The sequence below is a fragment of the Enterobacter sp. 241F3 genome (assembly GCF_034106785.1).
Taxonomy (GTDB): domain Bacteria; phylum Pseudomonadota; class Gammaproteobacteria; order Enterobacterales; family Enterobacteriaceae; genus Enterobacter; species Enterobacter vonholyi.
Window position 1 is genome coordinate 1 of record NZ_JAWNDD010000011.1, and the last position, 23,820, is coordinate 23,820.

General features: G+C 56.3%; 22 protein-coding genes. 5 read left to right on the top strand and 17 right to left on the bottom strand.

Annotated elements, in window-relative coordinates; genetic code table 11:
• Positions 1-159: 159 nt before the first annotated feature.
• From hemG to pepQ, 4 genes are read right to left on the bottom strand one after another with little or no spacing between them, the layout of a single operon-like run.
• Entirely contained in the window at positions 160-705 is a 546-nt protein-coding gene (gene hemG / locus UR504_RS19870; RefSeq protein WP_115877030.1) for a menaquinone-dependent protoporphyrinogen IX dehydrogenase, read from the bottom strand.
• Between the two features lie 10 nt (positions 706-715).
• Positions 716-2,167: a Trk system potassium transporter TrkH gene (trkH, locus tag UR504_RS19875; protein ID WP_023309600.1), complete on the bottom strand. Its 1,452-nt coding sequence runs from the start codon at positions 2,165-2,167 to the stop codon at positions 716-718.
• A 39-nt stretch (positions 2,168-2,206) separates the two neighbouring features.
• Positions 2,207-2,821, bottom strand: a complete 615-nt coding sequence (locus tag UR504_RS19880) for an IMPACT family protein (RefSeq protein ID WP_024908007.1) — start codon at positions 2,819-2,821, stop codon at positions 2,207-2,209.
• Positions 2,821-4,152, bottom strand: coding sequence for a Xaa-Pro dipeptidase (pepQ, locus tag UR504_RS19885; RefSeq protein ID WP_111963551.1), 1,332 nt, complete (start codon positions 4,150-4,152; stop codon positions 2,821-2,823). The genes UR504_RS19880 and pepQ overlap by 1 nt, the downstream gene beginning before the upstream one ends.
• Positions 4,153-4,341: 189 nt before the next feature.
• On the opposite strand from pepQ, the gene fadB reads away from it, so the two are divergent.
• Both fadB and fadA read left to right on the top strand, forming a co-directional pair.
• Positions 4,342-6,531, top strand: a complete 2,190-nt coding sequence (fadB, locus tag UR504_RS19890; protein WP_302238148.1) for a fatty acid oxidation complex subunit alpha FadB — start codon at positions 4,342-4,344, stop codon at positions 6,529-6,531.
• 9 nt (positions 6,532-6,540) lie between these two features.
• Positions 6,541-7,704 carry an acetyl-CoA C-acyltransferase FadA gene (gene fadA / locus UR504_RS19895; protein ID WP_302238150.1) on the top strand — a complete coding sequence of 388 codons (1,164 nt, stop codon included), beginning with the start codon at positions 6,541-6,543 and terminating at the stop codon, positions 7,702-7,704.
• Positions 7,705-7,782: 78 nt separating this feature from the next.
• On the opposite strand, the gene fre is transcribed toward fadA, so the two are convergent.
• Positions 7,783-8,484, bottom strand: a complete 702-nt coding sequence (fre, locus tag UR504_RS19900; protein ID WP_008501516.1) for an NAD(P)H-flavin reductase — start codon at positions 8,482-8,484, stop codon at positions 7,783-7,785.
• Between the two features lie 42 nt (positions 8,485-8,526).
• Complete coding sequence (gene ubiD, locus UR504_RS19905) at positions 8,527-10,020, bottom strand: 4-hydroxy-3-polyprenylbenzoate decarboxylase (RefSeq protein WP_133295312.1); 1,494 nt, start codon at positions 10,018-10,020, stop codon at positions 8,527-8,529.
• 170 nt (positions 10,021-10,190) lie between these two features.
• Between ubiD and rfaH the strand changes: the two genes are divergently transcribed.
• On the top strand, positions 10,191-10,682 hold the full coding sequence (gene rfaH, locus UR504_RS19910; protein ID WP_111963548.1) for a transcription/translation regulatory transformer protein RfaH: 492 nt from the start codon (positions 10,191-10,193) through the stop codon (positions 10,680-10,682).
• Here the strand turns inward: rfaH and tatD are convergent.
• From tatD to udp, 9 genes are all read right to left on the bottom strand, one after another.
• Entirely contained in the window at positions 10,679-11,461 is a 783-nt protein-coding gene (gene tatD / locus UR504_RS19915) for a 3'-5' ssDNA/RNA exonuclease TatD (protein ID WP_302238159.1), read from the bottom strand. The genes rfaH and tatD overlap by 4 nt on opposite strands.
• Before the next feature lie 41 nt (positions 11,462-11,502).
• On the bottom strand, positions 11,503-12,273 hold the full coding sequence (gene tatC, locus UR504_RS19920) for a Sec-independent protein translocase subunit TatC (RefSeq protein WP_115877026.1): 771 nt from the start codon (positions 12,271-12,273) through the stop codon (positions 11,503-11,505).
• Between the two features lie 2 nt (positions 12,274-12,275).
• The gene (tatB, locus tag UR504_RS19925) at positions 12,276-12,818 is read right to left on the bottom strand and encodes a Sec-independent protein translocase protein TatB (protein ID WP_302238164.1); all 543 of its coding nucleotides are present in this window, start codon (positions 12,816-12,818) and stop codon (positions 12,276-12,278) included.
• Between the two features lie 3 nt (positions 12,819-12,821).
• On the bottom strand, positions 12,822-13,076 hold the full coding sequence (tatA, locus tag UR504_RS19930; RefSeq protein ID WP_020882874.1) for a Sec-independent protein translocase subunit TatA: 255 nt from the start codon (positions 13,074-13,076) through the stop codon (positions 12,822-12,824).
• Positions 13,077-13,152: 76 nt separating this feature from the next.
• Positions 13,153-14,793 (bottom strand): ubiquinone biosynthesis regulatory protein kinase UbiB, encoded by a 1,641-nt coding sequence (gene ubiB, locus UR504_RS19935; RefSeq protein WP_111963544.1) that lies wholly within the window; start codon positions 14,791-14,793, stop codon positions 13,153-13,155.
• Positions 14,790-15,395, bottom strand: coding sequence for a ubiquinone biosynthesis protein UbiJ (gene ubiJ, locus UR504_RS19940; RefSeq protein ID WP_302238168.1), 606 nt, complete (start codon positions 15,393-15,395; stop codon positions 14,790-14,792). The genes ubiB and ubiJ overlap by 4 nt, the downstream gene beginning before the upstream one ends.
• Before the next feature lie 13 nt (positions 15,396-15,408).
• Entirely contained in the window at positions 15,409-16,164 is a 756-nt protein-coding gene (gene ubiE / locus UR504_RS19945; protein WP_023309612.1) for a bifunctional demethylmenaquinone methyltransferase/2-methoxy-6-polyprenyl-1,4-benzoquinol methylase UbiE, read from the bottom strand.
• 66 nt (positions 16,165-16,230) lie between these two features.
• Positions 16,231-17,688 carry a DNA recombination protein RmuC gene (gene rmuC / locus UR504_RS19950; RefSeq protein ID WP_320740065.1) on the bottom strand — a complete coding sequence of 486 codons (1,458 nt, stop codon included), beginning with the start codon at positions 17,686-17,688 and terminating at the stop codon, positions 16,231-16,233.
• A 139-nt stretch (positions 17,689-17,827) separates the two neighbouring features.
• Positions 17,828-18,589 (bottom strand): uridine phosphorylase, encoded by a 762-nt coding sequence (udp, locus tag UR504_RS19955; protein WP_003860792.1) that lies wholly within the window; start codon positions 18,587-18,589, stop codon positions 17,828-17,830.
• A 255-nt stretch (positions 18,590-18,844) separates the two neighbouring features.
• Here udp and UR504_RS19960 point away from each other — a divergent pair, with 255 nt between their 5' ends.
• Positions 18,845-19,651 (top strand): dienelactone hydrolase family protein, encoded by an 807-nt coding sequence (locus UR504_RS19960; protein WP_115877022.1) that lies wholly within the window; start codon positions 18,845-18,847, stop codon positions 19,649-19,651.
• Positions 19,652-19,700: 49 nt separating this feature from the next.
• On the opposite strand, the gene metE is transcribed toward UR504_RS19960, so the two are convergent.
• Entirely contained in the window at positions 19,701-21,962 is a 2,262-nt protein-coding gene (gene metE, locus UR504_RS19965) for a 5-methyltetrahydropteroyltriglutamate--homocysteine S-methyltransferase (protein WP_320740066.1), read from the bottom strand.
• 115 nt (positions 21,963-22,077) lie between these two features.
• Here metE and metR point away from each other — a divergent pair, with 115 nt between their 5' ends.
• Complete coding sequence (gene metR / locus UR504_RS19970; RefSeq protein ID WP_274241236.1) at positions 22,078-23,031, top strand: HTH-type transcriptional regulator MetR; 954 nt, start codon at positions 22,078-22,080, stop codon at positions 23,029-23,031.
• Here metR and UR504_RS19975 read toward each other — a convergent pair.
• Positions 22,919-23,818 (bottom strand): carboxylate/amino acid/amine transporter, encoded by a 900-nt coding sequence (locus UR504_RS19975; protein ID WP_115877019.1) that lies wholly within the window; start codon positions 23,816-23,818, stop codon positions 22,919-22,921. The genes metR and UR504_RS19975 overlap by 113 nt on opposite strands.
• Positions 23,819-23,820: the final 2 nt, after the last annotated feature.

Genomic DNA, 23,820 nt, shown 5'->3' on the forward strand with positions numbered 1-23,820 from the left:
GCTTCAGAGTCAAGCGTTTATTTACGCTATTCTCTGCTGACCCGGCGGCGTGTGTGCCGTTGTTCCGTGTCAGTGGAGGCGCATTATAGGGAGTTATTCCGACGTGACAAGCACAAAATACAAAAAACTTATCGTTCGCTCATTTTTCAAGCTTAACGCTTATTTAAGTCGCGAATCGCCCGTTAAATGTGCGATTTCCCGGGCAAAACTAGCCACCTGCGACCAGTCGGTATAAACCACTTCTTTACGCGTATCGGTTTCACCTCCGGTCATCTTCATAATAAGACGGATCATAAAGCGGTCATACCAACGATAACGAGGGTAGCGCAGCGCGCCGGCAAAGACAGCGCAAAGGTCTGGCTGCCACGGCGAGCTGAGTAAAAACTTGCGCGTGTAGCTGTTAGTCTGCGGCGTACGCTTCTCTGCTTTACGTGCGACCAGATTTACCGAGTAAAACGCTCCGGGCAATTTATTGAGCACCGCGGTGTGCTTTTTCACAAAGCGATCCAGCGCCGGATGGAAATGCCCGTAACGAATTGACGCGCCAATTACCACGCGATCGTAATCCTGCCAGGCTATCTGATCCGCACGGTTCAGGTTTACCACATCCGAATATATCCCCAGTTCTTTGAGTTCAGATGCCAGATACGCGGCAATCTCACGCGTTTGCCCGTCTCGCGTAGAGAAAAGAATGAGTGTTTTCATCAACGGCTCCTTACTCGCGCCAGAATGTAGGGGTGAAGAGCACCAGCAGCGTAAAGACCTCAAGGCGACCAAACAGCATATTGGCGATGAGGATCCATTTCGCGACGGGGTTCATACTCGCAAAGTTATCCGCCACAACCCCCAGGCCAGGCCCGAGGTTATTCAATGTTGCCACCACGGACGCAAAGGCGGAGAAATCATCCACACCCGTCGCGATAATCGCCAGCATACTGACGATAAAGACCAGCGCATACGCCGAGAAGAATCCCCACACCGCTTCGAGGATACGTTCCGGCAGCGCGCGGTTCCCCAGCTTAATGCTGTAGACCGCGTTCGGGTGGACCAGGCGCTTCAGCTCACGGTTGCCCTGCTTAAACAGCAGCAGAATACGAATTACCTTCAGGCCACCGCCCGTGGACCCCGCACAACCCCCAATAAATGCAGAGCATAAAAGCAGCACCGGCAGGAACAGCGGCCAACGGGCGATACTGTCCGTGGTAAACCCGGCTGTCGTCGCCATCGATACCACCTGGAAGAACGCCTGATTTAGCGTGGTCAGCGCGGAGTTGTAGACATCATGGAACCACAGCACCAGGGTACAGATGATCACCAGCGTAAGCTGGACGCCAATGAACATGCGGAACTCAGGATCGCGCCAGTACACCTTCAGGCTGCGTCCGCTCAGTAAAGAGAAGTGCAGGCCGTAGTTACAGCCAGAGATCAGCAGGAAAATGGCAATGATAGTGTTAATCGTTGGGCTGTCGAAGTAGCCCACGCTGGCATCGTGGGTAGAGAACCCGCCAATGGCAATCGTCGCGAAACTGTGTCCGATGGCGTCGAAAGCAGGCATCCCGGCAAACCATAGCGCCAGCGCACAGGCTACCGTCAGCAAGACATAAATCAGCCACAGGGTTTTCGCCGTCTCGGCAATACGCGGGCGCATCTTGTTATCTTTCAGCGGCCCGGGCATTTCGGCGCGATAGAGCTGCATGCCACCAACGCCCAGAATAGGGAGAATAGCCACCGCCAGGACGATGATCCCCATACCGCCGAACCACTGCAGCATCTGGCGATAAAAGAGAATCGCGTGCGGAAGCGAATCCAGCCCGACCAGCGTCGTCGCCCCAGTGGTTGTTAAACCTGAGAACGATTCAAAAAAGGCATCCGTGATGCTCAGATTAGGCTGTTCAGAGAAGATAAAGGGCAGCGAACCGACGCTCCCCAGCACCGTCCAGAACAGGACCACAATCAAAAATCCTTCGCGGGATTTCAGTTCACCTTTCTGACGACGGTTTGGCCACCACAGCAGCGAGCCAATCGCCAGCGCGACAAAGAAGGTCTGGGTGAATGCCCGCCCCGCACCGTCCCGGTAGATAAGCGCCACCAGTCCTGGGAGAATCATCGTCCCGGAAAAGAGTATGACCAGCAGTCCAACGATTCGGGTTATGGCACGAAAATGCATCTCTGCCGCTTCCTTTGGTATTCAAAAGTGAGGTGGGGATTATTCTTCAATCGGCAGCAATTGCAACGAACCACGACTAAAATCAGCCAGTTTTGCTGAAAAAGCAGCCAGCTCCGCCTGAGGAAGCGCCACGCGTAATTGCACCATTGCCTGATATTCGCTGTGTGCGATGACACCGTTAAACTGCCGCAGCAGCGCTTCAATACCCGATAGCTGGGCGTAATCGCATAATAAAGTATATTCGGTAAGCGGCGTTTTGCGGGTAGTGACCAGCATATTAAGCGCCTGCTGCACGCCCCCGCCATAGGCTTTTACCAGCCCACCGGTGCCTAACAAAATGCCGCCGTAGTAGCGCACCACCACGGCGGTTATTTCGCCCACGCCGCTGCCCATCAGCTGCGAAAGCATAGGCTTACCGGCCGTGCCCGCCGGTTCACCGTCGTCGGAAAACCCCAGCTGTTGTGAATCGTCCGGCGGCCCTGCTACCCACGCCACGCAGTGGTGGCGGGCGTCAGGATGCTCAGCCCGAACGGACTCGACAAACGCCTTTGCCGCCTCTACGCCGTCGGTATGCGCCAGCAGCGTAATAAAGCGGCTTTTCTTGATTTCCTCAACAAAGGTGACCGGTTCAGCCGGTATCAGCCAGCTTTCCATCAGGCCAGCTTCAGGTCTCGCGTCATGTTCTCGATACCGTTTTCATGAACCACAACGTTATCTTCGATGCGAATACCGCCAAACGGCTTCAGCGCGTCAATTTTTTCCCAGTTGAAGTGCTTGCTGAACTGGCCTTCACGCCACGGCGCCAGCAGGGATTCAATAAAGTAGATCCCCGGCTCAATCGTCAGCACCATACGCGGCTCCAGAATACGGGTGCAGCGCAGGTAAGGATATTTAGACGGTGCCGCCAGGTGCGTGCCGGTATCATCCTGCATAAAGCCCGCAACGTCGTGAACCTGCAGGCCCAGCGGGTGGCCGATACCGTGCGGCATGAATGGCCCGGTCAGATCGTTCTCGACCATCGCCTCTTCGCTCATGTCTTTCACAATCTGATGCTTACGCAGCAGTTTAGCAATGCGCTGATGGAACTGAATGTGGTAATCCACATAGCTGGTTCCCGCCTTCATGGTGCCAATAAGCGCCAGCTGTTCATCGTTTACGTCTTTAATAAGCTGCGCGAAATCGGTATCCGCATTCGCCGCCCAGGTACGGGTCAGGTCAGCCGCGTAGCCGTTATATTCTGCCCCTGCGTCCAGCAGGAAGCTGCGCATTTCCGACGGAACATGGTGATCCAGTTTGGTGTAGTGAAGCACAGACGCGTGCTCATTCAGCGCGACGATGTTGCTGTACGGCACGTCGGTATCGCGATGACCGGTGGCGGTCAGGTACGCCTGGTTGATATCGAACTCGCTCATGCCGGACTGGAAGGCTTCATGCGCCGCACGGTGACCGTTCACCGCGGTCTTTTGCGCTTCACGCATGCAGTAAAGTTCGTAGTCGGTTTTATACGCGCGGTAATAGTGGAGGTAATCCAGCACCCCTTTCGGGTTGAGTTTGTCTGCCGCAATATCCAGGCCTAATGCACGCTCCGGAACAGGGCCAATATAAGCGATGTTGCCACGCGCGGCAGGCAGCTGGCTGCCAATGCCGTCCGCTTTTGGCAGCGCAATCACCTCAATTTCTTCCGTCCAGAAAGAGGTCGGCAGCGGCTCAACGTTGTGCCAGTAATCGACCGGCAGGTAGAACCACAGTTTCGGCTTGTTCACACCATCTACCAGCAGCCAGCAGTTGGGAACCTGCGTCACCGGCACCCAGGCCTTAAACTGTGGGTTCACCTTAAACGGATAAGCGTGGTCATCCAGAAAGGTATTCATTAGCTCGCCGGAGTGGATCAGCAGCGCATCCAGCTTAAAACGGGCCAGTACATCGCGGGTACGTTCCTGTAGGGTAACGATATGATTTTTATAAAGCGAAGCCAGTGAGTCCATCATTATTCCTTTCGTTTTTTGACCTCAAGTCATCGCATCTTAGCACACCTCACTCCGGCTGCGTGATTTCCACCGACCGTGATCAATGCAGCATTTTCTTAATGAGTAATTTGCATTTTATTAACATAAATCCCACACTCCGATTCATCTGGTATGACCAGATCCAATTGCTGGATTCAGGAGACTGACATGCTCTACAAAGGCGACACCCTGTACCTCAACTGGCTGGAAGATGGCATTGCCGAACTGGTGTTCGATGCCCCCGGCTCAGTGAACAAACTTGATACCGCGACGGTGGCCAGTCTTGGCCAGGCGCTGGATGTTCTTGAAAAACAACCTGAATTAAAAGGGCTGCTGCTGCGTTCGAACAAAGCGGCCTTTATCGTCGGTGCCGATATCACCGAGTTCCTTTCGCTATTCCTGGTTCCGGAAGAACAGTTGAGCCAGTGGCTGCACTTTGCCAACAGCGTCTTTAATCGTCTGGAAGATCTGCCTGTCCCGACCATTTCCGCCGTTAACGGTTATGCGCTGGGCGGTGGCTGCGAATGCGTGCTGGCGACCGACTACCGCCTGGCGACGCCGGACCTGCGCATCGGCCTGCCGGAAACCAAGCTGGGCATCATGCCGGGCTTTGGCGGCTCCGTGCGTATGCCGCGCATGCTGGGTGCCGACAGCGCCCTGGAGATCATTGCCGCAGGTAAAGATGTCGGCGCCGAACAGGCGCAGAAAATTGGCCTGGTCGACGGCGTTGTAAAACCTGAGAAGCTGGTTGAAGGCGCACTCGCCATTCTGCGTCAGGCAATCAACGGCGATCTCGACTGGAGAGCCAAACGTCAGCCGAAGCTGGAACCGTTAAAACTCAGCAAGATTGAAGCCACCATGAGCTTCACTATCGCCAAAGGCATGGTGATGCAGACGGCGGGTAAACACTACCCGGCGCCGATCACGGCGGTGAAAACCATTGAAGCTGCTGCCCGCCTTGGTCGCGATGAAGCGCTGAAGCTCGAAAATCAGAGCTTTGTCCCGCTGGCGCACACCAATGAAGCTCGCGCGCTGGTCGGTATCTTCCTCAACGATCAGTTCGTGAAAGGGAAAGCCAAACAGCTGACCAAAAACGTTGAAACGCCAAAACATGCGGCGGTACTCGGCGCAGGCATTATGGGTGGCGGCATCGCTTACCAGTCCGCCTGGAAAGGCGTGCCGGTGGTGATGAAAGACATCAGCGAGAAATCCCTGACGCTGGGCATGACCGAAGCGGCCAAGCTGCTGAATAAACAGCTGGAACGCGGAAAAATTGACGGGCTGAAGCTCGCAGGCGTGATCTCCACCATCCAGCCCGTGCTGGAATACAGCGGTTTTGATCGTGTCGACGTGGTGGTCGAAGCCGTCGTCGAGAACCCGAAGGTCAAAAAAGCGGTGCTGGTGGAAACGGAAGACAAGGTTCGCCCGGATACCGTGCTGGCCTCTAACACCTCCACCATTCCAATCAGCGAACTGGCGAGCGTGCTGAAGCGTCCGGAAAACTTCTGCGGTATGCACTTCTTCAACCCGGTACATCGTATGCCGCTGGTCGAAGTGATCCGCGGGGAAAAGACCTCTGACGACACCATCGCCAAGGTGGTGGCGTGGGCCAGCAAGATGGGCAAAACCCCGATCGTTGTTAACGACTGCCCGGGCTTCTTCGTCAACCGCGTGCTGTTCCCTTACTTCGCCGGATTCAGCCAGCTGCTGCGCGACGGCGCGGACTTCCGCAAAATCGACAAAGTGATGGAAAAGCAGTTCGGCTGGCCGATGGGCCCGGCGTATCTGCTGGACGTTGTAGGCATTGATACCGCCCACCACGCCCAGGCGGTGATGGCGGCAGGCTTCCCGCAGCGCATGCAGAAAGACTATCGCGACGCCATTGACGCGCTGTTCGACGCTAACCGCTTCGGCCAGAAAAACGGTCTGGGCTTCTGGCGCTATAAAGAAGACAGCAAAGGCAAACCGAAGAAAGAAGAAGATGCCGCGGTGGATAGTCTGCTGGCCGACGTTAGCCAGCCAAAACGCGACTTCACCGACGATGAGATCATCGCCCGCATGATGATCCCGATGATCAACGAAGTGGTGCGCTGCCTCGAAGAAGGCATCATCGCCAGCCCGGCAGAAGCCGACATGGCGCTGGTTTACGGCCTGGGCTTCCCTCCGTTCCACGGCGGCGCGTTCCGCTGGCTGGACACGCTCGGCAGCGCCCGCTATCTCGATATGGCTCAGCAGTATCAGCACCTCGGCCCGCTTTATGAGGTGCCGGAAGGGCTGCGTAACAAAGCGCGCCATAACGAACCCTACTATCCCGCAGTTGAGCCAGCCCGTCCGGTTGGCGAGCTGAAAACGGCTTAAGGAGTCACAATGGAAAAGGTTGTCATTGTTGATGCGATTCGCACCCCGATGGGCCGTTCAAAAGGCGGCGCGTTCCGTAACGTGCGTGCGGAAGACCTCTCCGCGCACCTGATGCGTAGCCTGCTGGCGCGTAACCCGGTGCTGGATCCGGCTGCGCTGGACGATATCTACTGGGGCTGCGTGCAGCAGACCCTGGAGCAGGGCTTCAACATCGCCCGCAACGCGTCGCTGCTGGCGGAGATCCCGCATTCGGTTCCGGCCGTCACCGTCAACCGCCTGTGCGGTTCATCAATGCAGGCGCTGCACGACGCGGCCCGCATGATCATGACCGGTGATGCGCAGGCCTGCCTGGTGGGCGGCGTCGAGCATATGGGGCACGTGCCGATGAGCCACGGGGTCGATTTCCACCCGGGGATGAGCCGCAACGTGGCGAAAGCCGCGGGGATGATGGGTCTGACCGCCGAGATGCTCTCCCGCCTGCACGGCATCAGCCGCGAAATGCAGGATGCCTTTGCCGCGCGCTCTCACGCTCGCGCCTGGGCCGCCACGCAGTCCGGCGCCTTTAAGAATGAGATCATCCCGACCGGCGGCCACGATGCAGACGGCGTTCTGAAGCAGTTCAGCTACGACGAAGTCATCCGCCCGGAAACCACCGTCGAAGCGCTTTCCACGCTGCGTCCGGCGTTTGACCCCGTCACCGGTACGGTCACAGCAGGGACCTCGTCGGCGCTGTCAGACGGCGCCGCCGCGATGCTGGTGATGAGCGAAAGCCGCGCCCGCGAGCTGGGATTAACGCCTCGCGCTCGGGTACGCTCGATGGCGGTCGTGGGCTGCGATCCGTCGATCATGGGTTACGGCCCGGTTCCGGCTTCTAAGCTAGCGCTGAAAAAAGCGGGATTAACCGCCAGCGACATCGACCTGTTTGAGATGAACGAAGCGTTCGCCGCGCAGATCCTGCCGTGCATTAAGGATCTGGGGCTGATGGAGCAGATCGACGAGAAGATTAACCTCAACGGCGGCGCGATCGCCCTCGGTCACCCGCTGGGCTGCTCCGGGGCGCGTATCAGCACGACGCTGATCAACCTGATGGAACGCAAAGATGCCCAGTTTGGTCTGGCAACGATGTGTATTGGGCTGGGTCAGGGTATCGCGACGGTGTTTGAGAGAGTGTGATAAAAAACCGGGTCGCAAATGCGACCCGGCAGAAGTTTAGTTGCCGTTCTTCCCGCCTGTCAGGGGCGGGTTTTTTACTTAAATGAAGGCAAACGCATCGCCAAACAGGCGGTCTTCACGCGCGTCACGTTCGTTACAGAACAGGTCACGGGCAATTTTCGCCATCTCAAAACGGCCAGCGATATAGATATCGTGTCCTGCCAGCGTGCCGTGATCCTGCAGCACCGCCGTCAGCACCGTCCCGCTACGCCCGCGCCAGCCCTCTTCCGGCTGCTCAACCACCGGCTCAATGCGCAGGTTAGGATGGGTTACGCTCAGCGCTTCCAGTTCAGACAGGTCATACAGGTGTTTCTCTTCACGGCCACCCCAGTAAATGGTGATGTCACGGTCCGGGTTACGCGCCAGGGCGGTTAACAGAATGGATCGCACGTAGGAGAAGCCTGTACCACCGGCAATCAGGATCAGCGGACGGTCTTCGTCATCGCGCAGCCACGCATCGCCGTGCGGAATATCCACCACGATTTCACGTTCCTTCAGGATCCGATCCATCACCGCCATTGCATACAGGTTAAGCTCTGACGCACCAATATGAAGCTCAATAAATTCCTGCTCCGCTGGCGTGGAGGCCATGGAGAAAGGACGCTTATCACGCTCATCCATCACAACCATCAGGTACTGACCCGCGCGGAAAGAGAATGGCGCTTCTGGCACTAAACGGACGCGATATACGGTGTCGGTGATGGCATCTACCGAGGTCACTTTACAGCTTAAGGTTGTCATTCGCTCTCTCTGTCGGGAAGTCTATAGGGCTTAACGGTCAGCTCAGGGTTTACCGTTATTCATTATGGCCAGCTCGTCCCAGATCGCGTCAATGCGCGCGGTCACAGCAGGATCTTTTTTGATCGGGCGACCCCATTCACGGTCGGTTTCGCCAGGCCATTTATTTGTGGCATCCAGTCCCATCTTTGAGCCAAGACCGGAAACCGGCGAGGCAAAATCCAGATAATCAATCGGCGTGTTTTCGACTAACACGGTATCGCGCGCCGGGTCCATTCGCGTGGTAATGGCCCAGATTACGTCATTCCAGTCGCGGGCGTTAACGTCATCATCGCAGACAATAACAAATTTGGTATACATAAACTGGCGCAGGAAAGACCACACGCCCATCATCACGCGTTTCGCGTGACCAGGATACTGCTTCTTCATCGTGACCACCGCCATGCGATACGAGCATCCTTCAGGCGGCAGATAAAAATCAACAATTTCCGGGAACTGCTTTTGCAGAATCGGCACAAACACTTCGTTCAGCGCCACGCCCAGTACCGCGGGTTCATCCGGTGGACGCCCGGTATACGTGGAGTGATAAATCGCATCTTCACGCTGCGTAATGTGCGTTACGGTGAACACCGGGAAGTTATCCACTTCGTTGTAATAGCCGGTGTGGTCGCCGTAAGGGCCTTCTGGCGCCATTTCACCCGGTTCAATGTAACCTTCCAGCACAATTTCTGCACTGGCCGGGACTTCGAGATCGTTAGAGATACACTTCACAACTTCCGTTTTCGTCCCGCGCAGCAGGCCTGCAAAGGCATATTCCGAGAGCGTATCCGGTACGGGTGTGACGGCCCCCAGAATGGTGGCCGGATCGGCGCCCAGGGCGACAGATACCGGGAAACGTTCACCCGGGTGTGCAGCACACCACTCCTGAAAATCCAGCGCGCCGCCGCGATGCGACAGCCAGCGCATGATGAGCTTATTCTTGCCAATCAACTGCTGGCGGTAAATACCGAGATTCTGGCGTTCTTTGTGCGGGCCGCGCGTGACGGTCAGTCCCCAGGTGATCAGCGGCGCAGCATCTTCCGGCCAGCACTGCATGATAGGGATTTTAGTCAAATCAACCGCATCGCCTTCCAGCACCTTCTGCTGGCACGGCGCGCCGCGCAGGCGTTTGGTGGGCATGTTCAGCACCTGCTTAAACTGCGGCAGTTTGTCGAACAGATCGCGGAAGCCTTTCGGCGGCTCCGGCTCTTTCAGGAAGGCCAGCAGCTTACCGACTTCACGCAGCGCCGTGACGTCTTCCTGCCCCATCCCCAGTGCGACGCGACGCGGTGTACCAAACAGGTTGCACAGAACCGGCATTGAGTAACCTTTTGGATTTTCAAACAGTAATGCGGGGCCACCGGCACGCAGGGTGCGGTCAGCAATTTCTGTCATCTCCAGATAAGGATCAACAGGAAGTGTAATACGCTTGAGTTCACCCTGCTTTTCCAGCAGCGTCAGGAAGTCGCGGAGATCGTGGTATTTCATGCAGTTAATCATGGCCTCTCTGTAAGCGCTTCATTATACGGCGTAAGCCTGCTTGATGCTGTAATTTTGTTAAATAAGCGTGAACTTATGCGTTCTGTTCCATTTTCCCCCATTATAATCAACTTAGCGATCCCGCCAGGGTTTTGATATGCTTGCGCCCCGAACTAAGGGAAAGAGTGATTATGCAGGCCTGGTATTTACTGTATTGCAAACGCGGGCAACTTCAGCGCGCGCAGGAACATCTTGAACGTCAGTCTGTAAATTGCCTGACGCCCGTGATCACGCTTGAAAAAATGCAGCGCGGGAAGCGCACAACCGTCAGCGAGCCGTTGTTCCCGAACTACCTCTTCGTGGAATTCGACCCGGAAGTCATCCACACCACCACCATCAGTGCAACGCGCGGCGTCAGCCACTTCGTTCGTTTTGGTGCCCACCCGGCAACAGTTCCGTCGACGGTTATTCATCAGCTGTCGATATATCAACAGCCCGAAGGTCTCACCGACCCGGAAACACCCTATACGGGCGATAGCGTCGTGATTACCGAAGGGGCTTTCGAAGGCCTGCAGGCGATTTTTGCCGAGCCGGACGGGGAAGCGCGCTCTATGCTGTTGCTTAATCTGCTGAACAAGCAGGTGCTGCAGAGCGTTAAAAACACCGACTTCCGTAAACTTTAAACATTTATCCCGAACAGCTTACGCACGTTGTCATCCGTCTGTGCCGAAAGCCAGTGCGGATCGTCTCCGCGCCACTTCGCGACGCTCTCAATAATGTGCCCCAGATAAGCGGGCTCATTTCGTCGCGATGCCGGTTTGGGTTTCATATCGCGCGGCAGGAGATAAGGTGCGTCCGTTTCAAGGAGCAACCGGTCAGCCGGGATCGCTGGCAACAGCTCCCGAAGCTCAAGCCCGCGGCGCTCATCGCAAACCCAGCCGGTAATCCCCAGATAAAGCCCACGCTCCAGGCATTCCAGCGCCTCCTGCCGTGAGCCGGTGAAGCAGTGCAGCACCGCGCCGGGCAGTTTCTCGAGCCACGGATCAAGCAGAGTCAGAAAACGCTCATGCGCGTCGCGGCAGTGCATAAATACGGGCATTTCAAGCTCTGCCGCTAGCGCAAGCTGGGCAGTGAATGCCTTTTCCTGCTCTTCAGGCGTGGAAAAGTTACGGTTGAAATCGAGGCCGCACTCGCCAATCGCCACCACTTCTGGTGTCTTTGCCAGCCTGCGTAGGGTGTCGCCACTTTCCGCGGTCCACTGGCTGCTGTCGTGAGGATGCACGCCAGCAGTAGACCAACAGCGATCGTATCGTTGCGCCAGCTGCTGCGCCTGCTCGCTCTCATGCAGGTTGGTGCCCGTCAGCAGCAGTCCTTTCACCCCGGCGGCAAACGCACGCGCAACCACCTCATCACGATCTTTCGCAAACTGCGAGCTGGTCAGGTTGAGTCCGATATCAAACATGCAAATCCCCATATAACAACCGCCCTCACGGGCGGCTGGTTTTACTCTTCAGTGGTCTTGTCGGACGTATCGTCTTCGTCATCCGCTCGACGTCCTTTACCCACGTAGAAACGCGAGAAGAAAACGCCGACCTCAAACAGACAGTACATCGGTATGGCCAGCAGCGTCTGCGAGAACACATCCGGCGGCGTTAGCAGCATGCCGACCACGAAGGCGCCCACCAGAATATACGGACGCTTCTTACGCAGGTCATCCGGAGTCGTAACCCCTACCCAGCAAAGCAGCACAATGGCCACCGGCACTTCGAATGCCACGCCAAACGCCATAAACAGCGCCATCACAAAGCTGAGGTAGCTGGCAATATCCGTCGACACCTGGACCCCTTCCGGCGCGGTATGCGTCAGGAAGCCGAAGGCCAGCGGGAAGACAACGAAATAGGCAAACGCCATGCCGATATAGAACAGCAGCGAGCTGGACACCAGCAGCGGGATAACCAGCTTGCGTTCGTGTTTATACAGCGCGGGCGCCACAAACGCCCATACCTGGTAAAGAATGACGGGCGCAGAGGCTATCAACGACACCCAGAAGGTCAGCTTGATGGGGGTAAAGAACGGAGAAGCCACATCCGTCGCAATCATCGTTGCGCCCAGCGGCATCTGCTTAATTAATGGTGCAGAGACAACCTGGTAGATATCGTTGGCGAAATAAACCAGGCATAGAAAAATAACAAAAACTGCAATAATGCAGTTTAACAGGCGCTTACGCAGCTCTATGAGGTGCGTAATCAGCGGTTGAGTATCATCTACTGCCATGTTTACGCTTTATCACTCGACGAGGGGGATGATTCGGAAACGGACGCAGCGGGCTTTACTTCCGCCGTTTTAGTTACCGGTTCTTCCGGCTGCGTCTGTTTTTTCACTTCGGTTTCCTGCGGCGTCTGTTCTGGCGCAGCAGCCTGATGTTCAGCGCTGGCAGGCGTTACGCCCTCGCGCTGCTCCTCGCTGCCCTTCACCACCGGGTTATGGATGGTGTTCGCTTCATCGCTCGCTTTTTCAGGATCGTTGACGCTGTAAGAGCGCTTCATGGATTCCGCCGCTTCACGCAGTTCATCCATTGAGGCTTTCAGTTCCGGCGTCAGATTATCCATGCTCGCCTTCTCGACCTTTTTGAGGCTTTCCTGAAATTCCTGCAGCTTAAGCTCCTGCGCCAGCTCATTCTGAACGGTCGATGCCAGCGATCTCAGCGCACGCACCCAGCCCGCAACGGTTTTCACCGCCACCGGCAGACGCTGCGGCCCCAGCACGATCAGGCCAATCACAAAGACCAGCAGCAGCTCACCAAAACCAATGTCAAACACGACTTATACCTGCTCTTTATCGTGGCGTTTGGCGTCTTCCTTTTTGGCTTCTTCTTGCTTGTCGGAGATGGATTTAGCAGTAAAGTCAGCGTCCTGGCTGGTTTTATCCTGCTTGCTCTCATCATCGCTCATCGCTTTCTTAAAGCCTTTGATAGACGCGCCCAGATCGGAACCAATAGAACCGAGCTTTTTGGTGCCAAACAGCAGCACGACGATGACGGCAATGATCAACAATTGCCAGATACTGATACCACCCATACATGTTCCTCAGGGATAGATGATTAATGAGTCAGGTCGCATTATACGTATGCGACCCATCGATGGCGACGCAAACTCAGCGCGTTTTTCGCCATCCGGCAAGCCAGACTACCACCCCGCCAGCCATCAGCCAGGCTGGCATCATCTGCCAGTCCGGACGGTTGATCAGCAGCAGCGTACCGCTCAACAGCAGCGTTGCGCCAATCCCAAAGAGATAGCGGGACTGCCCCTGGCGAACGCGGCTGGACTGAAGCTCGCGGGCGATTTTATCCATGCTGTGCTGAAGGTTCTTGCTCTGACGCAAACTGTCATAAACCAGTTCGGGAATTTCAGGCATTTTTTCTATCCAGAACGGGCCCTTCTCTTTCAGCGAGCGCACCAGCGCCGGAATGCCAACCTGATCCTTAATCCAGGATTCAAGGAAAGGTTTCGCAGTCTTCCACAAGTCTAACTGAGGATAGAGCTGTCGGCCTACACCCTCAACGTAAAGTAATGTTTTCTGAAGTAAAACTAGCTGTGGCTGAACTTCCATATTAAACCGGCGAGCCGTGTTGAACAGGTTCAACAGTACGTGCCCAAAGGAGATTTCCGCCAGTGGTTTTTCAAAAATCGGTTCACAAACGGTCCGGATCGCAAACTCGAACTCTTCGACGTTAGTGTCCGGCGGAACCCAGCCGGAATCGACGTGCAGCTCGGCCACCTTACGGTAGTCGCGGTTGAAGAACGCGATGAAGTTCTCAGCCAGATACCGTTTATCTTCTTTGTTCAGCGACCCCACAATCCCGCAGTCGATACCGATATATTTCGGGTCCTCAGGGTGTTCGTAGCTCACAAAGATATTGCCCGGATGCATGTCCGCATGGAAAAAGCTGTCGCGGAATACCTGGGTAAAGAAGACCTGTACGCCACGTTCGGCCAGGAGCTTCATGTTTGTTCCCTGCTTCTCCAGGGCTACGACATCCGAAACCGGAATACCGTAGATACGCTCCATCACCATCATGTTCTGGCTGCAGTAGTCAGAATAGACTTCAGGTACATAGAGCATCGGGCTGTTTTCAAAGTTGCGGCGCAGCTGAATGGCGTTTGCCGATTCGCGCAGCAGGTTAAGCTCATCAATCAGCGTTTTTTCATATTCCCGCACCACTTCCAGTGGACGAAGGCGGCGCCCGTCCGGCAGCAAGCGTGGCACCCAGCGCGCCAGACGATAAATCAGCTTCATGTCCGCTTTGATGACTGGCAGGATGTCCGGACGAATAACTTTGATAACGACTTCTTTGCCGTTTTCTTTCAAACGCGCGGTGTGCACCTGCGCGATAGAGGCCGACGCCAGCGGCTGAATATCGAAATCGTCAAACCAGGTTTCGACGGGTACATTTCCCATCGCCTCTTCAATTTGCTTTTTCGCGCGCGCGCCGTCAAAGGGTGCGACGCGGTCCTGAAGCATTGCGAGCTCATCGGCAATGAGAGGCGGGAAGAGGTCGCGGCGGGTCGAGAGCATCTGCCCGAATTTAATCCATACCGGACCGAGTTCCTGCAGCGCCAGGCGCAGACGCTCACCCAGCGGTTGACCTTTGTGGCGATTAGGCATCCAGAACAGCATTCGCCGCCATATGCGAAGCGGCAGCGTGATGCGCATTTTGGGAATAAGCTCGTCGAGCCCGTAGCTCAAAAAGGTGCGAATAATAAAATAGAGGCGCCGAATTTCACCAGGCGTCATTTGCCCTCCAGTTTTTCCAGCCGTTTGGTAAACGCATCAACCGCGCGTTCAACAGCAGCGGTTTCTTCCGCAAACCATGCAACTTCCAGTGGCCCGGGCGCCATTCGCCACTCCTCAGTCATCACTTCCGCCACATAGCGTTGTTGGCGCTGGAGGCTTTTACGCGCAAAGGAGGCGCCACCATGAAGGACTTTCCCGATGCCTTCGGCAGCAATGTCGCCGATAAAAGGCGCGAGCAGCTCTGCCGGATCGAACTCCGCCAGATCGGTGAGGGCAACGAAGTTCTGCACGACCTGAATGTCGCCTTCCACCTCCAGCTCACCGCTGCGGATAAGCGCCGTTAATTGCTGGCGATCGCGCAGTTTTGGCAGCACGCTCATGTGCGTGATGACCGAGCAGTCAGCTTCACCTTTCCACGCCCCCAGAACGTCAAGCTGGCGTTCGCTGAATACCAGCACAAGCGGCGTCGAGAACTCTTTTAAAACAATACGTAATATCTTCCCGTTTAGCCGCTGACGCGCTGCTTTCAGCGCCGGAGCACGATAGAGAAAGGCATTCAGTACGTTTTCGATACCTGCGGTGACTAAGGGCTTAAAGGGCACGGGACACCTCCACTCAGAACTTGTAACCGCGATGCAGCGCGACGACGCCCGCCGTCAGGTTGAAATATTCAACGTTCTCAAATTCTGCATCCTGCATCATGGCTTTTAATGTGTCCTGATCCGGGTGCATACGGATAGATTCCGCCAGATAACGGTAGCTTTCAGCGTCGTTAGCCACAAGCTCACCGATGCGCGGCAGCACGTGGAAGGAATAGGCGTCGTAAGCTTTGCTCAGCGGCTCAATAATCGGTTTGGAGAATTCAAGCACCAGCAGGCGTCCACCCGGCTTCAGCACGCGGTACATGGAGCGCAGCGCTTTTTCTTTATCGGTCACGTTACGCAGACCGAAGGAGATAGTGATGCAGTCAAAGGTATTGTCCGGGAACGGCAGCGCTTCGGCGTTTGCCTGCACATATTCAACATTCCCCACCACACCGATGTTACGCAGCTTTTCGCGTCCCATTTTCAGCATGGAGTCATTAATATCGGCGAGAACAACGCGACCGGTTTCACCCACCAGACGAGAGAATTTCGCGGTTAAATCGCCCGTACCGCCAGCTAAATCCAGCACCGTTTGTCCGCGACGCACGCCGCTACAGTCAATGGTGAAGCGCTTCCACAAGCGATGAATGCCGAACGACATCAGGTCATTCATCACATCGTACTTCGCCGCCACGGAATGAAATACGTGGGCCACCATGTCAGCTTTCTGCGCTTTGGCGACAGTCTGAAAGCCAAAGTGCGTTGTGTCTTGTGAATCGTCAGCCATCTTAGAGCCTGCTTATCAGTAAAATGTTCGTGAAGTGTATCAGATTGGGCGCGTTTGCCCTACGTTTCAACCACCGCGAAAAAAACGCGCTGGAATCTCGTCTGGTGATGAATCCGCCGCTAACGTATTGTCTTCACTGTTTGTCTTTTGTTCGTTCGCCCCTTCTCGCAGGCGAAACTCGTCGTCCTGGGCGGTGGCCTGCTCGACCAATTCCGGATTAATCTCGCGTTTAACTTCTACTCCCAGACTGCGGAATGATTCAGCCTGCGCCAGCAGATTGCCACGTCCGGAGGCGAGTTTTTTCATCGCCTGGCGATAGTTATCCTGCGCACGATCCAGGCTTTGCCCGACTGAAGACATGTCGTCCACAAAGAGGCGCATTTTGTCGTACAGCTTGCTGGCACGATCGGCAATCTGCTGCGCGTTGCGGCTCTGGTGCTCATAGCGCCACAGGTTCGCAATGGTGCGTAACGCCACCAGCAGCGTGGTGGGGCTGACCAACATAATATTATTTTTGAGCGCTTCGGTTATAAGCTCAGGCTGTCTGTCGATTGCCAGCAGAAATGCGGGCTCTACCGGAATAAACATCAGGACATAGTCCAGTGAGCGCAAACCCGGCAGCTGCTGGTAGTCTTTTCTGCCGAGCAGGCGAATGTGATTACGCACCGAGGCAATGTGCTCCTGCAGCGCCGATTCGCGGGTGTATTCATCCTCCGCGTTGAAGTAACGCTCATACGCTACCAGCGTCATCTTGGCGTCAATCACCACATCTTTGCCCTGCGGCAGCCGCACGATCACATCTGGCTGCATGCGCGAGCGGGCATCGTTTTCGATACTCACCTGCGTTTCGTATTCATATCCTTCCCGCAGGCCGGAAGCTTCCAGTACGCGGGTCAGCACCACCTCACCCCAGTTGCCCTGGGTTTTGTTGTCCCCTTTGAGCGCTCGGGTGAGGTTGACCGCTTCCTGCGCCATCTGTGCATTTAGCTGCTGAAGATTGCGAATCTCATGAGCCAGGGTGTGCCGCTCACGAGCTTCCTGACCAAAACTGTCCTGCACCTGACGACGAAAACCGTCCAGCTGTTCACGCAGGGGCGTCAGCAGACTGTTCAGGCTCTGGCGGTTTTGTTCGTCAACGCGGCGGTTGCTGTGCTCAAAAATGCGGTTCGCGAGATTCTCAAACTGTTCGCTGAGACGCTGCTCGCTGTTGATCATCTGGCGGATTTTGTCTTCCGCATGCAGTTGGGTGGATTCAAGGCGGGTGGTCACTTCGCGGAGATCGGCCTCCAGTGACGTGTTGATATCACGCAGGTTGCGCAGCTCGTTGTTGAGCAACTCACACTCATCGCGCCAGTGTTCGCTCAGCACAAGCTGCTGTTTTATAGCGCTTAAATCTGCGACCATCTCTTCTCGCTCAGCCAGCTGGTCGGCCTTCTGCTGCGCATGCTGGTAGCTGGAAATCAGCCAGCCAATCCCTAAGCTCACCAACGCAATCACCGCGTAAATCAGGATTGAGATATCCACAATGCCCCCTGCATCAACGTATTACCCGCACAAAATAGAATTGTGCTGTATAAACGTCCAGTTTGAAAGGGTTTTCCTGCGAGGCGCTACGCAAAAAATAAAGGCCGAACGTGTCGGCCTTTGATTTAAGAAGAGAGGACTAGATCAGGCGACGCGCTGCTTCCACCACGATTTTCACTGCATGACTTTCGGTCTGCTTCATGGTTTCGGCGTTCGGGATCTCCTGCTGGGTACGGTTGACGATAACGCCCGCCACCATACCGGCACGCAGACCCTGGCTTGCGCACATGGTCAGCAGCGTTGCGGATTCCATTTCGTAGTTCATCACACCCATGGACTGCCACTCTTCCATTGAGCCTTTGAAACGGCTAACCACGCGGCCTGAGAAGGTATCGTAACGCTCCTGGCCCGGGTAGAAGGTGTCGGAAGACGCGGTTACGCCCACGTGAGTGGTTGCGCCTACGGATTTCGCAGCTTCAACCAGCGCGGTGGTACATTCGAAATCAGCCACTGCCGGGAATTCCATTGGTGCAAAATGCAGGCTTGCGCCGTCCAGACGGACGGACGCGGTCGTGACCAGAACGTCGCCGACGTTGATATGCGGCTGAATAGCGCCGGTCGTACCGATACGCAGGAAAGTGCGGATACCCAGCTGCGCCAGCTCTTCAACAGCAATAGACGTAGACGGACCACCGATACCGGTAGAGCACACGATCACCGCTTTGCCATCCAGCTCTGCGCGCCAGGTGGTGAACTCACGATGGGCAGCCAGCTTGACCGGCTTATCCATCAGCGCGGCGATCTTTTCCACACGCTCCGGATCGCCAGGGACGATGGCGAGCGTAGCCCCTTGTAAATCGTTTTTAGTGAGGCCGAGATGAAAAACATCAGACTTAGACATAGGTGACTCCTCTGTGGGTCGGTTAGTCAGAAGAAGTAAAACGGTACTTTACAGAAGCAGTAAGCATATTTTCGTGACGAACCTCACCATGAATGAAAATGGTTACATTGAATTTCCATAAAAAAGTGATTTACATCACATTAACAAGTTATATCGCCAGGTGCTGCACAAAAGATAGACCGTTTAAGGCACTGTGAGTTGTTAACCTGGTGTCTATATTTACCTTTGCGCTAACTCATTGGTACGGAGAATGCCATGACTGAAAAAACCGGTTTTGCACCTGCTGCGGCCCCACATGCTTCAACCATCGTGTCGACTCCAGAAGCGGCAATTACCGCGGGCGAGACCTCTATTCCCTCGCAGGGGGAGAATATGCCTGCTTATCACGCCCGACCAAAATCGGCAGAGGGTCCGCTACCCATCGTGATTGTGATTCAGGAGATATTTGGTGTTCACGAACACATTCGCGACCTCTGCCGCCGGCTGGCGCTGGAAGGGTATCTGGCCGTTGCGCCAGAGCTCTACTTCCGTCAGGGCGATCCGAACGACTACAGTGATATTCCAACATTGCTCAGCAACCTGGTCAGCAAAGTCCCGGACGCGCAGGTGCTGGCCGATCTCGATCATGTCGCCAGCTGGGCGGCGCGCAACGGCGGCGATCCGCATCGTCTGCTGGTCACCGGTTTCTGCTGGGGCGGTCGCATTAGCTGGCTGTATGCCGCGCATAACCCGCAGCTCAAAGCTGCTGTCGCCTGGTACGGCAAACTGGTGGGTGAAAAAACGCTGAATTCGCCTAAACATCCCGTCGATATCGCCACCGAGTTAAATGCCCCCGTGTTAGGGCTTTATGGCGGTCAGGACACCGGTATTTCGCTGGATTCGGTAGAAACCATGCGCCATGCGCTGCGTGCGGCCAATGCGAAGGCGGAGATTGTGGTGTACCCGGATGCCGGGCATGCGTTTAACGCCGATTATCGTCCGAGCTATCACGCGGAATCAGCCAAAGATGGCTGGCAGAGAATGCTGGCGTGGTTTAGCCAGTACGGCGGTAAGAAAGCGTAATAACAATAAGCCCGGAGGCAGTTACGCCTTACCGGGCCATCCAATACCCCTACGCCTGACGCAAATTCTGCGCTGCCTTCACCATGTTCGCCAGCGCTGCGCGGGTTTCAGGCCAACCGCGGGTTTTCAGTCCGCAGTCCGGGTTTACCCAAAGACGCTCTGCCGGAATACGCTGGGCCGCTTTTTTCAGCAGGGCTTCAATCCACTCCACGCTCGGCACGTTCGGGGAGTGGATGTCGTACACGCCCGGCCCGATTTCGTTCGGGTAGTCGAATTCTTCAAACGACTCCAGCAGCTCCATATCTGAACGCGAGGTCTCAATAGTGATCACGTCGGCGTCCAGCGCGGCAATCGAATCCATGATGTCGTTAAATTCGCAGTAACACATGTGGGTGTGGATCTGAGTGTCGTCCTTCGCCACCGCGGCGTTGATGCGGAACGCCTCCACGCCCCACTGCAGGTAGGCGTCCCAGTCGCTGCGACGCAGCGGCAGACCTTCGCGCAGGGCCGGTTCGTCAATCTGAATAATGCCAATGCCTGCGGCTTCCAGATCCGCCACTTCATCACGCAGCGCCAGGGCGATCTGTTTGGCGATGGTTTCACGGGTCACGTCTTCACGCGGGAAGGACCAGCAAAGAATGGTCACAGGACCGGTGAGCATGCCTTTCACCGGCTTGTCGGTCAGGGACTGGGCGTACTTCGCCCACTCCACGGTGATCGCTTCCGGACGGCTGACGTCACCGATGACCACCGGCGGCTTCACGCATCGGGAGCCATAGCTCTGCACCCAGCCGTTCTGGGTAAAGACGAAGCCGTCCAGGTGCTCCCCAAAATATTCCACCATGTCGTTACGCTCGGCCTCACCGTGCACCAGCACGTCCAGCCCCAGGCGTTCCTGCTCGATAATCGCCTGCTTGATGTGTTCCGCGATCCCGGTGCGGTAGTGATTCGCATCCAGATTGCCCTTTTTAAAGTCCAGACGCAGGCCTCGGATCTCGGTGGTCTGCGGGAAGGAACCAATCGTCGTGGTCGGCCACGCAGGTAGATTGAAGCGGGCGCGCTGGGCTTCGGCGCGCACCTCATACGGGCTCTGGCGCTGGCTGTCCTGGGCGGTGATGGCCGCCAGACGTTTTTCCACCGCCGGGTTATGCACGCGCGCGGAGTGGCGGCGCGCCCGGATCGGGGCGCTCCATTCGGTAATTGCCGCCGTGTAGCCGCTGTTCAGCGCGTCGCGCAGCAGGGCCAGCTCTTCACATTTTTGCAGCGCGAAGGCAAACCAGCTCTTTACTTCAGGGTCGAGACGGGTTTCCACGCTCAGGTCGATCGGGCTGTGCAGCAGCGAGCAGGACGAGGCCACCCACAGCTCACGTTTACCGACGATGTCTTTGATTTGTGCGTATTTCTCGGTCAGGTCGGCGCGCCAGACGTTACGGCCATTCACCAGACCGGCGGAGAGCAGCCAGTCTGCGGGCAGGCGCTTGTGCAGCTCCGTCACATCATCTTTACCGTGTACAAGGTCTACGTGCAGGCCCTGCACCGGCAGCGCGGTAATCGTGTTCAGGTTCGGCGTCACGCCTTCGAAATAGGTTGTCAGTAGCAGCTTCACCTCCCCGGTGAGCGCGTCATACGCCGGTTTGAAGGCATCGAGCCATTCCTGAGGCAACTCGAGCACCAGCGCCGGTTCGTCGATTTGCACCCACTGAATGCCGCGTTTGCCCAGCTCAATCAGCACCTGTTTGTAGACCGGCAGAATGTCCTTCAGCAGGCTCAGACGATCGAACTGCTCGCCTTTGACTTTCCCCAGCCACAGATAGGTCACTGGCCCCAGCAGCACGGGTTTAACCTGGTGGCCCAGCGCCAGCGCTTCGTCCACTTCATCCAGAAGCTGCGTCCAGGTCAGTTTAAACTGCTGACCTTTTACGAACTCCGGCACCATATAGTGATAGTTAGTGTTAAACCACTTAGTCATTTCCGCCGCTGCCGCTGGCTCACCCGTTGGCGCACGGCCACGGCCGATGCGGAACAGGGTATCGATATCTACCGATCCATCTTTGTTCTGATGACGAGCCGGCACGTTGCCAAGCAGCAGGCTGGTCGTCAGAACATGGTCGTACCAGGCGAAATCGCCCACCGGCAGCAGGTCAATGCCCGCCTGCTTCTGCTGATCCCAGTGGCGGGCGCGCAGCTCGCGTCCCACTGCCAGCAGCTCTTCACGCGTGGCGTTCCCCGCCCAGTAGCTTTCTTGCGCTTTTTTCAGCTCGCGACGCAGGCCAACGCGAGGGAAACCGAGAGTGTGATTGCGGATTGTCATGGTGTACCCCTTGTGAAATTCGTTATTTAGACGTCCAGATGTTTACACTTCTATAATTGGCAGGTACTGTATATTCCTCAAGCGCAAAATGTTCATGGCGAAGTGAAGGACTTTCATGATCGAGATTAAACACCTGAAAACGCTACAAGCGTTGCGAAACTGCGGTTCGCTCGCGGCTGCTGCGGCCACGCTGCACCAGACACAGTCCGCCCTTTCTCACCAGTTCAGCGATCTGGAACAACGCCTCGGCTTCCGTCTTTTTGTGCGTAAAAGCCAGCCGCTACGCTTTACGCCGCAGGGTGAAATTCTCCTTCAGCTGGCGAATCAGGTTCTGCCACAGATCGCGAGCGCGCTGCAGGCGTGTAACGAACCGCAGCAGACCAAACTGCGTATCGCTATTGAGTGCCACAGCTGTATTCAGTGGCTGACCCCCGCGCTTGAGAACTTCCGCCAGAAGTGGCCGCAGGTGGAGATGGACTTTAAATCCGGCGTGACGTTCGACCCGCAGCCCTCGCTGCAGCAGGGCGAGCTGGATCTGGTCATGACCTCTGACATTCTGCCGCGCAGCGGCCTGCACTATTCGCCGATGTTTGATTATGAGGTGCGCCTGGTGCTGGCGCCGGACCACCCGCTGGCGGCCAAAACGCGCATCACGCCGGAAGACCTGGCGACGGAAACGCTGCTGATTTACCCGGTTCAGCGCAGTCGTCTGGATATCTGGCGTCACTTCCTGCAGCCCGCGGGCATTAGCCCGCAGCTAAAAAGCGTGGATAACACCCTGCTGCTGATTCAGATGGTGGCGGCCAGAATGGGTATCGCGGCGCTGCCGCACTGGGTGGTGGAGAGCTTTGAACGCCAGGGTCTGGTGGTGACCAAAACCCTGGGAGAAGGACTGTGGAGCCGGCTGTACGCTGCCGTGCGCGATGGGGAGCAGCGTCAGCCGATTACGGAGGCGTTTATTCGCTCAGCGCGGAACCACGCGTGCGACCATCTTCCGTTTGTGCGGAGCGCGGAGCGACCCAGCGTCGATGGACCCACAGCGAAGCCAGGATCACCGCTCCCCCAATAAGGAAGCTTGGCCAGTGCGGCTGTTGCTGCCAGATGGCAAGGTTGACCAGCAGCCCTGCCGGGACATGCACGTTGTTCATAATCCCCAGCGTACCGGCGTCGACCTGCGTCGCGCCGTAGTTCCACATGAAGTACCCCAACCCGGAAGCCACGACGCCCAGCCAGACCAGAACACCCCACTGTACGATGGTGGTAGGCAACTTTTGCGGGTTACCGAGCATAAACCACGCCGCTACCGCGACAATCGCGGCGCCCATATAAAACCATGCGAACGCGTTATGCTGCGGCATCGGACGGGTTTCCATCAGGCGTTTGTAGCCCACCATGCCGATAGCGAAACTGATGTTGGCGAGCTGGACGAACATCAGCCCGGTCCAGAAGTGATCGCTTACTTTGTCGTAGCGAATAATCGCCGCGCCAATCACCGCCAGCGCCGCGCTCAGCAGGTATCCCCAGCGCAGACGGCGTTTACTCAGCAGATCGTAAATCAGCGTGATGTAGAGCGGCGTCAGCACGGTAAAGAGCAGGAATTCCGAGACGGACAGATAGACGTAAGCCCGGAAGCTGAACAAATACATGATGCCGAGCTGCATCGCCCCCACCAGCATATACAGCACAATCGTTTTCAGCGACTGTCCGCGCGTGCGCAGAAACGGCAGGAACACCAGTGCCGCCAGCCCCACGCGCATCAGCACCGAGAAGTAGCTGTCGACCGAACCGGCAAGGTATTCGCCAATCAGGCTAAAGGAGAAGGCCCACAGGATAGTGGTGATAATGAGTAGCGCCACAA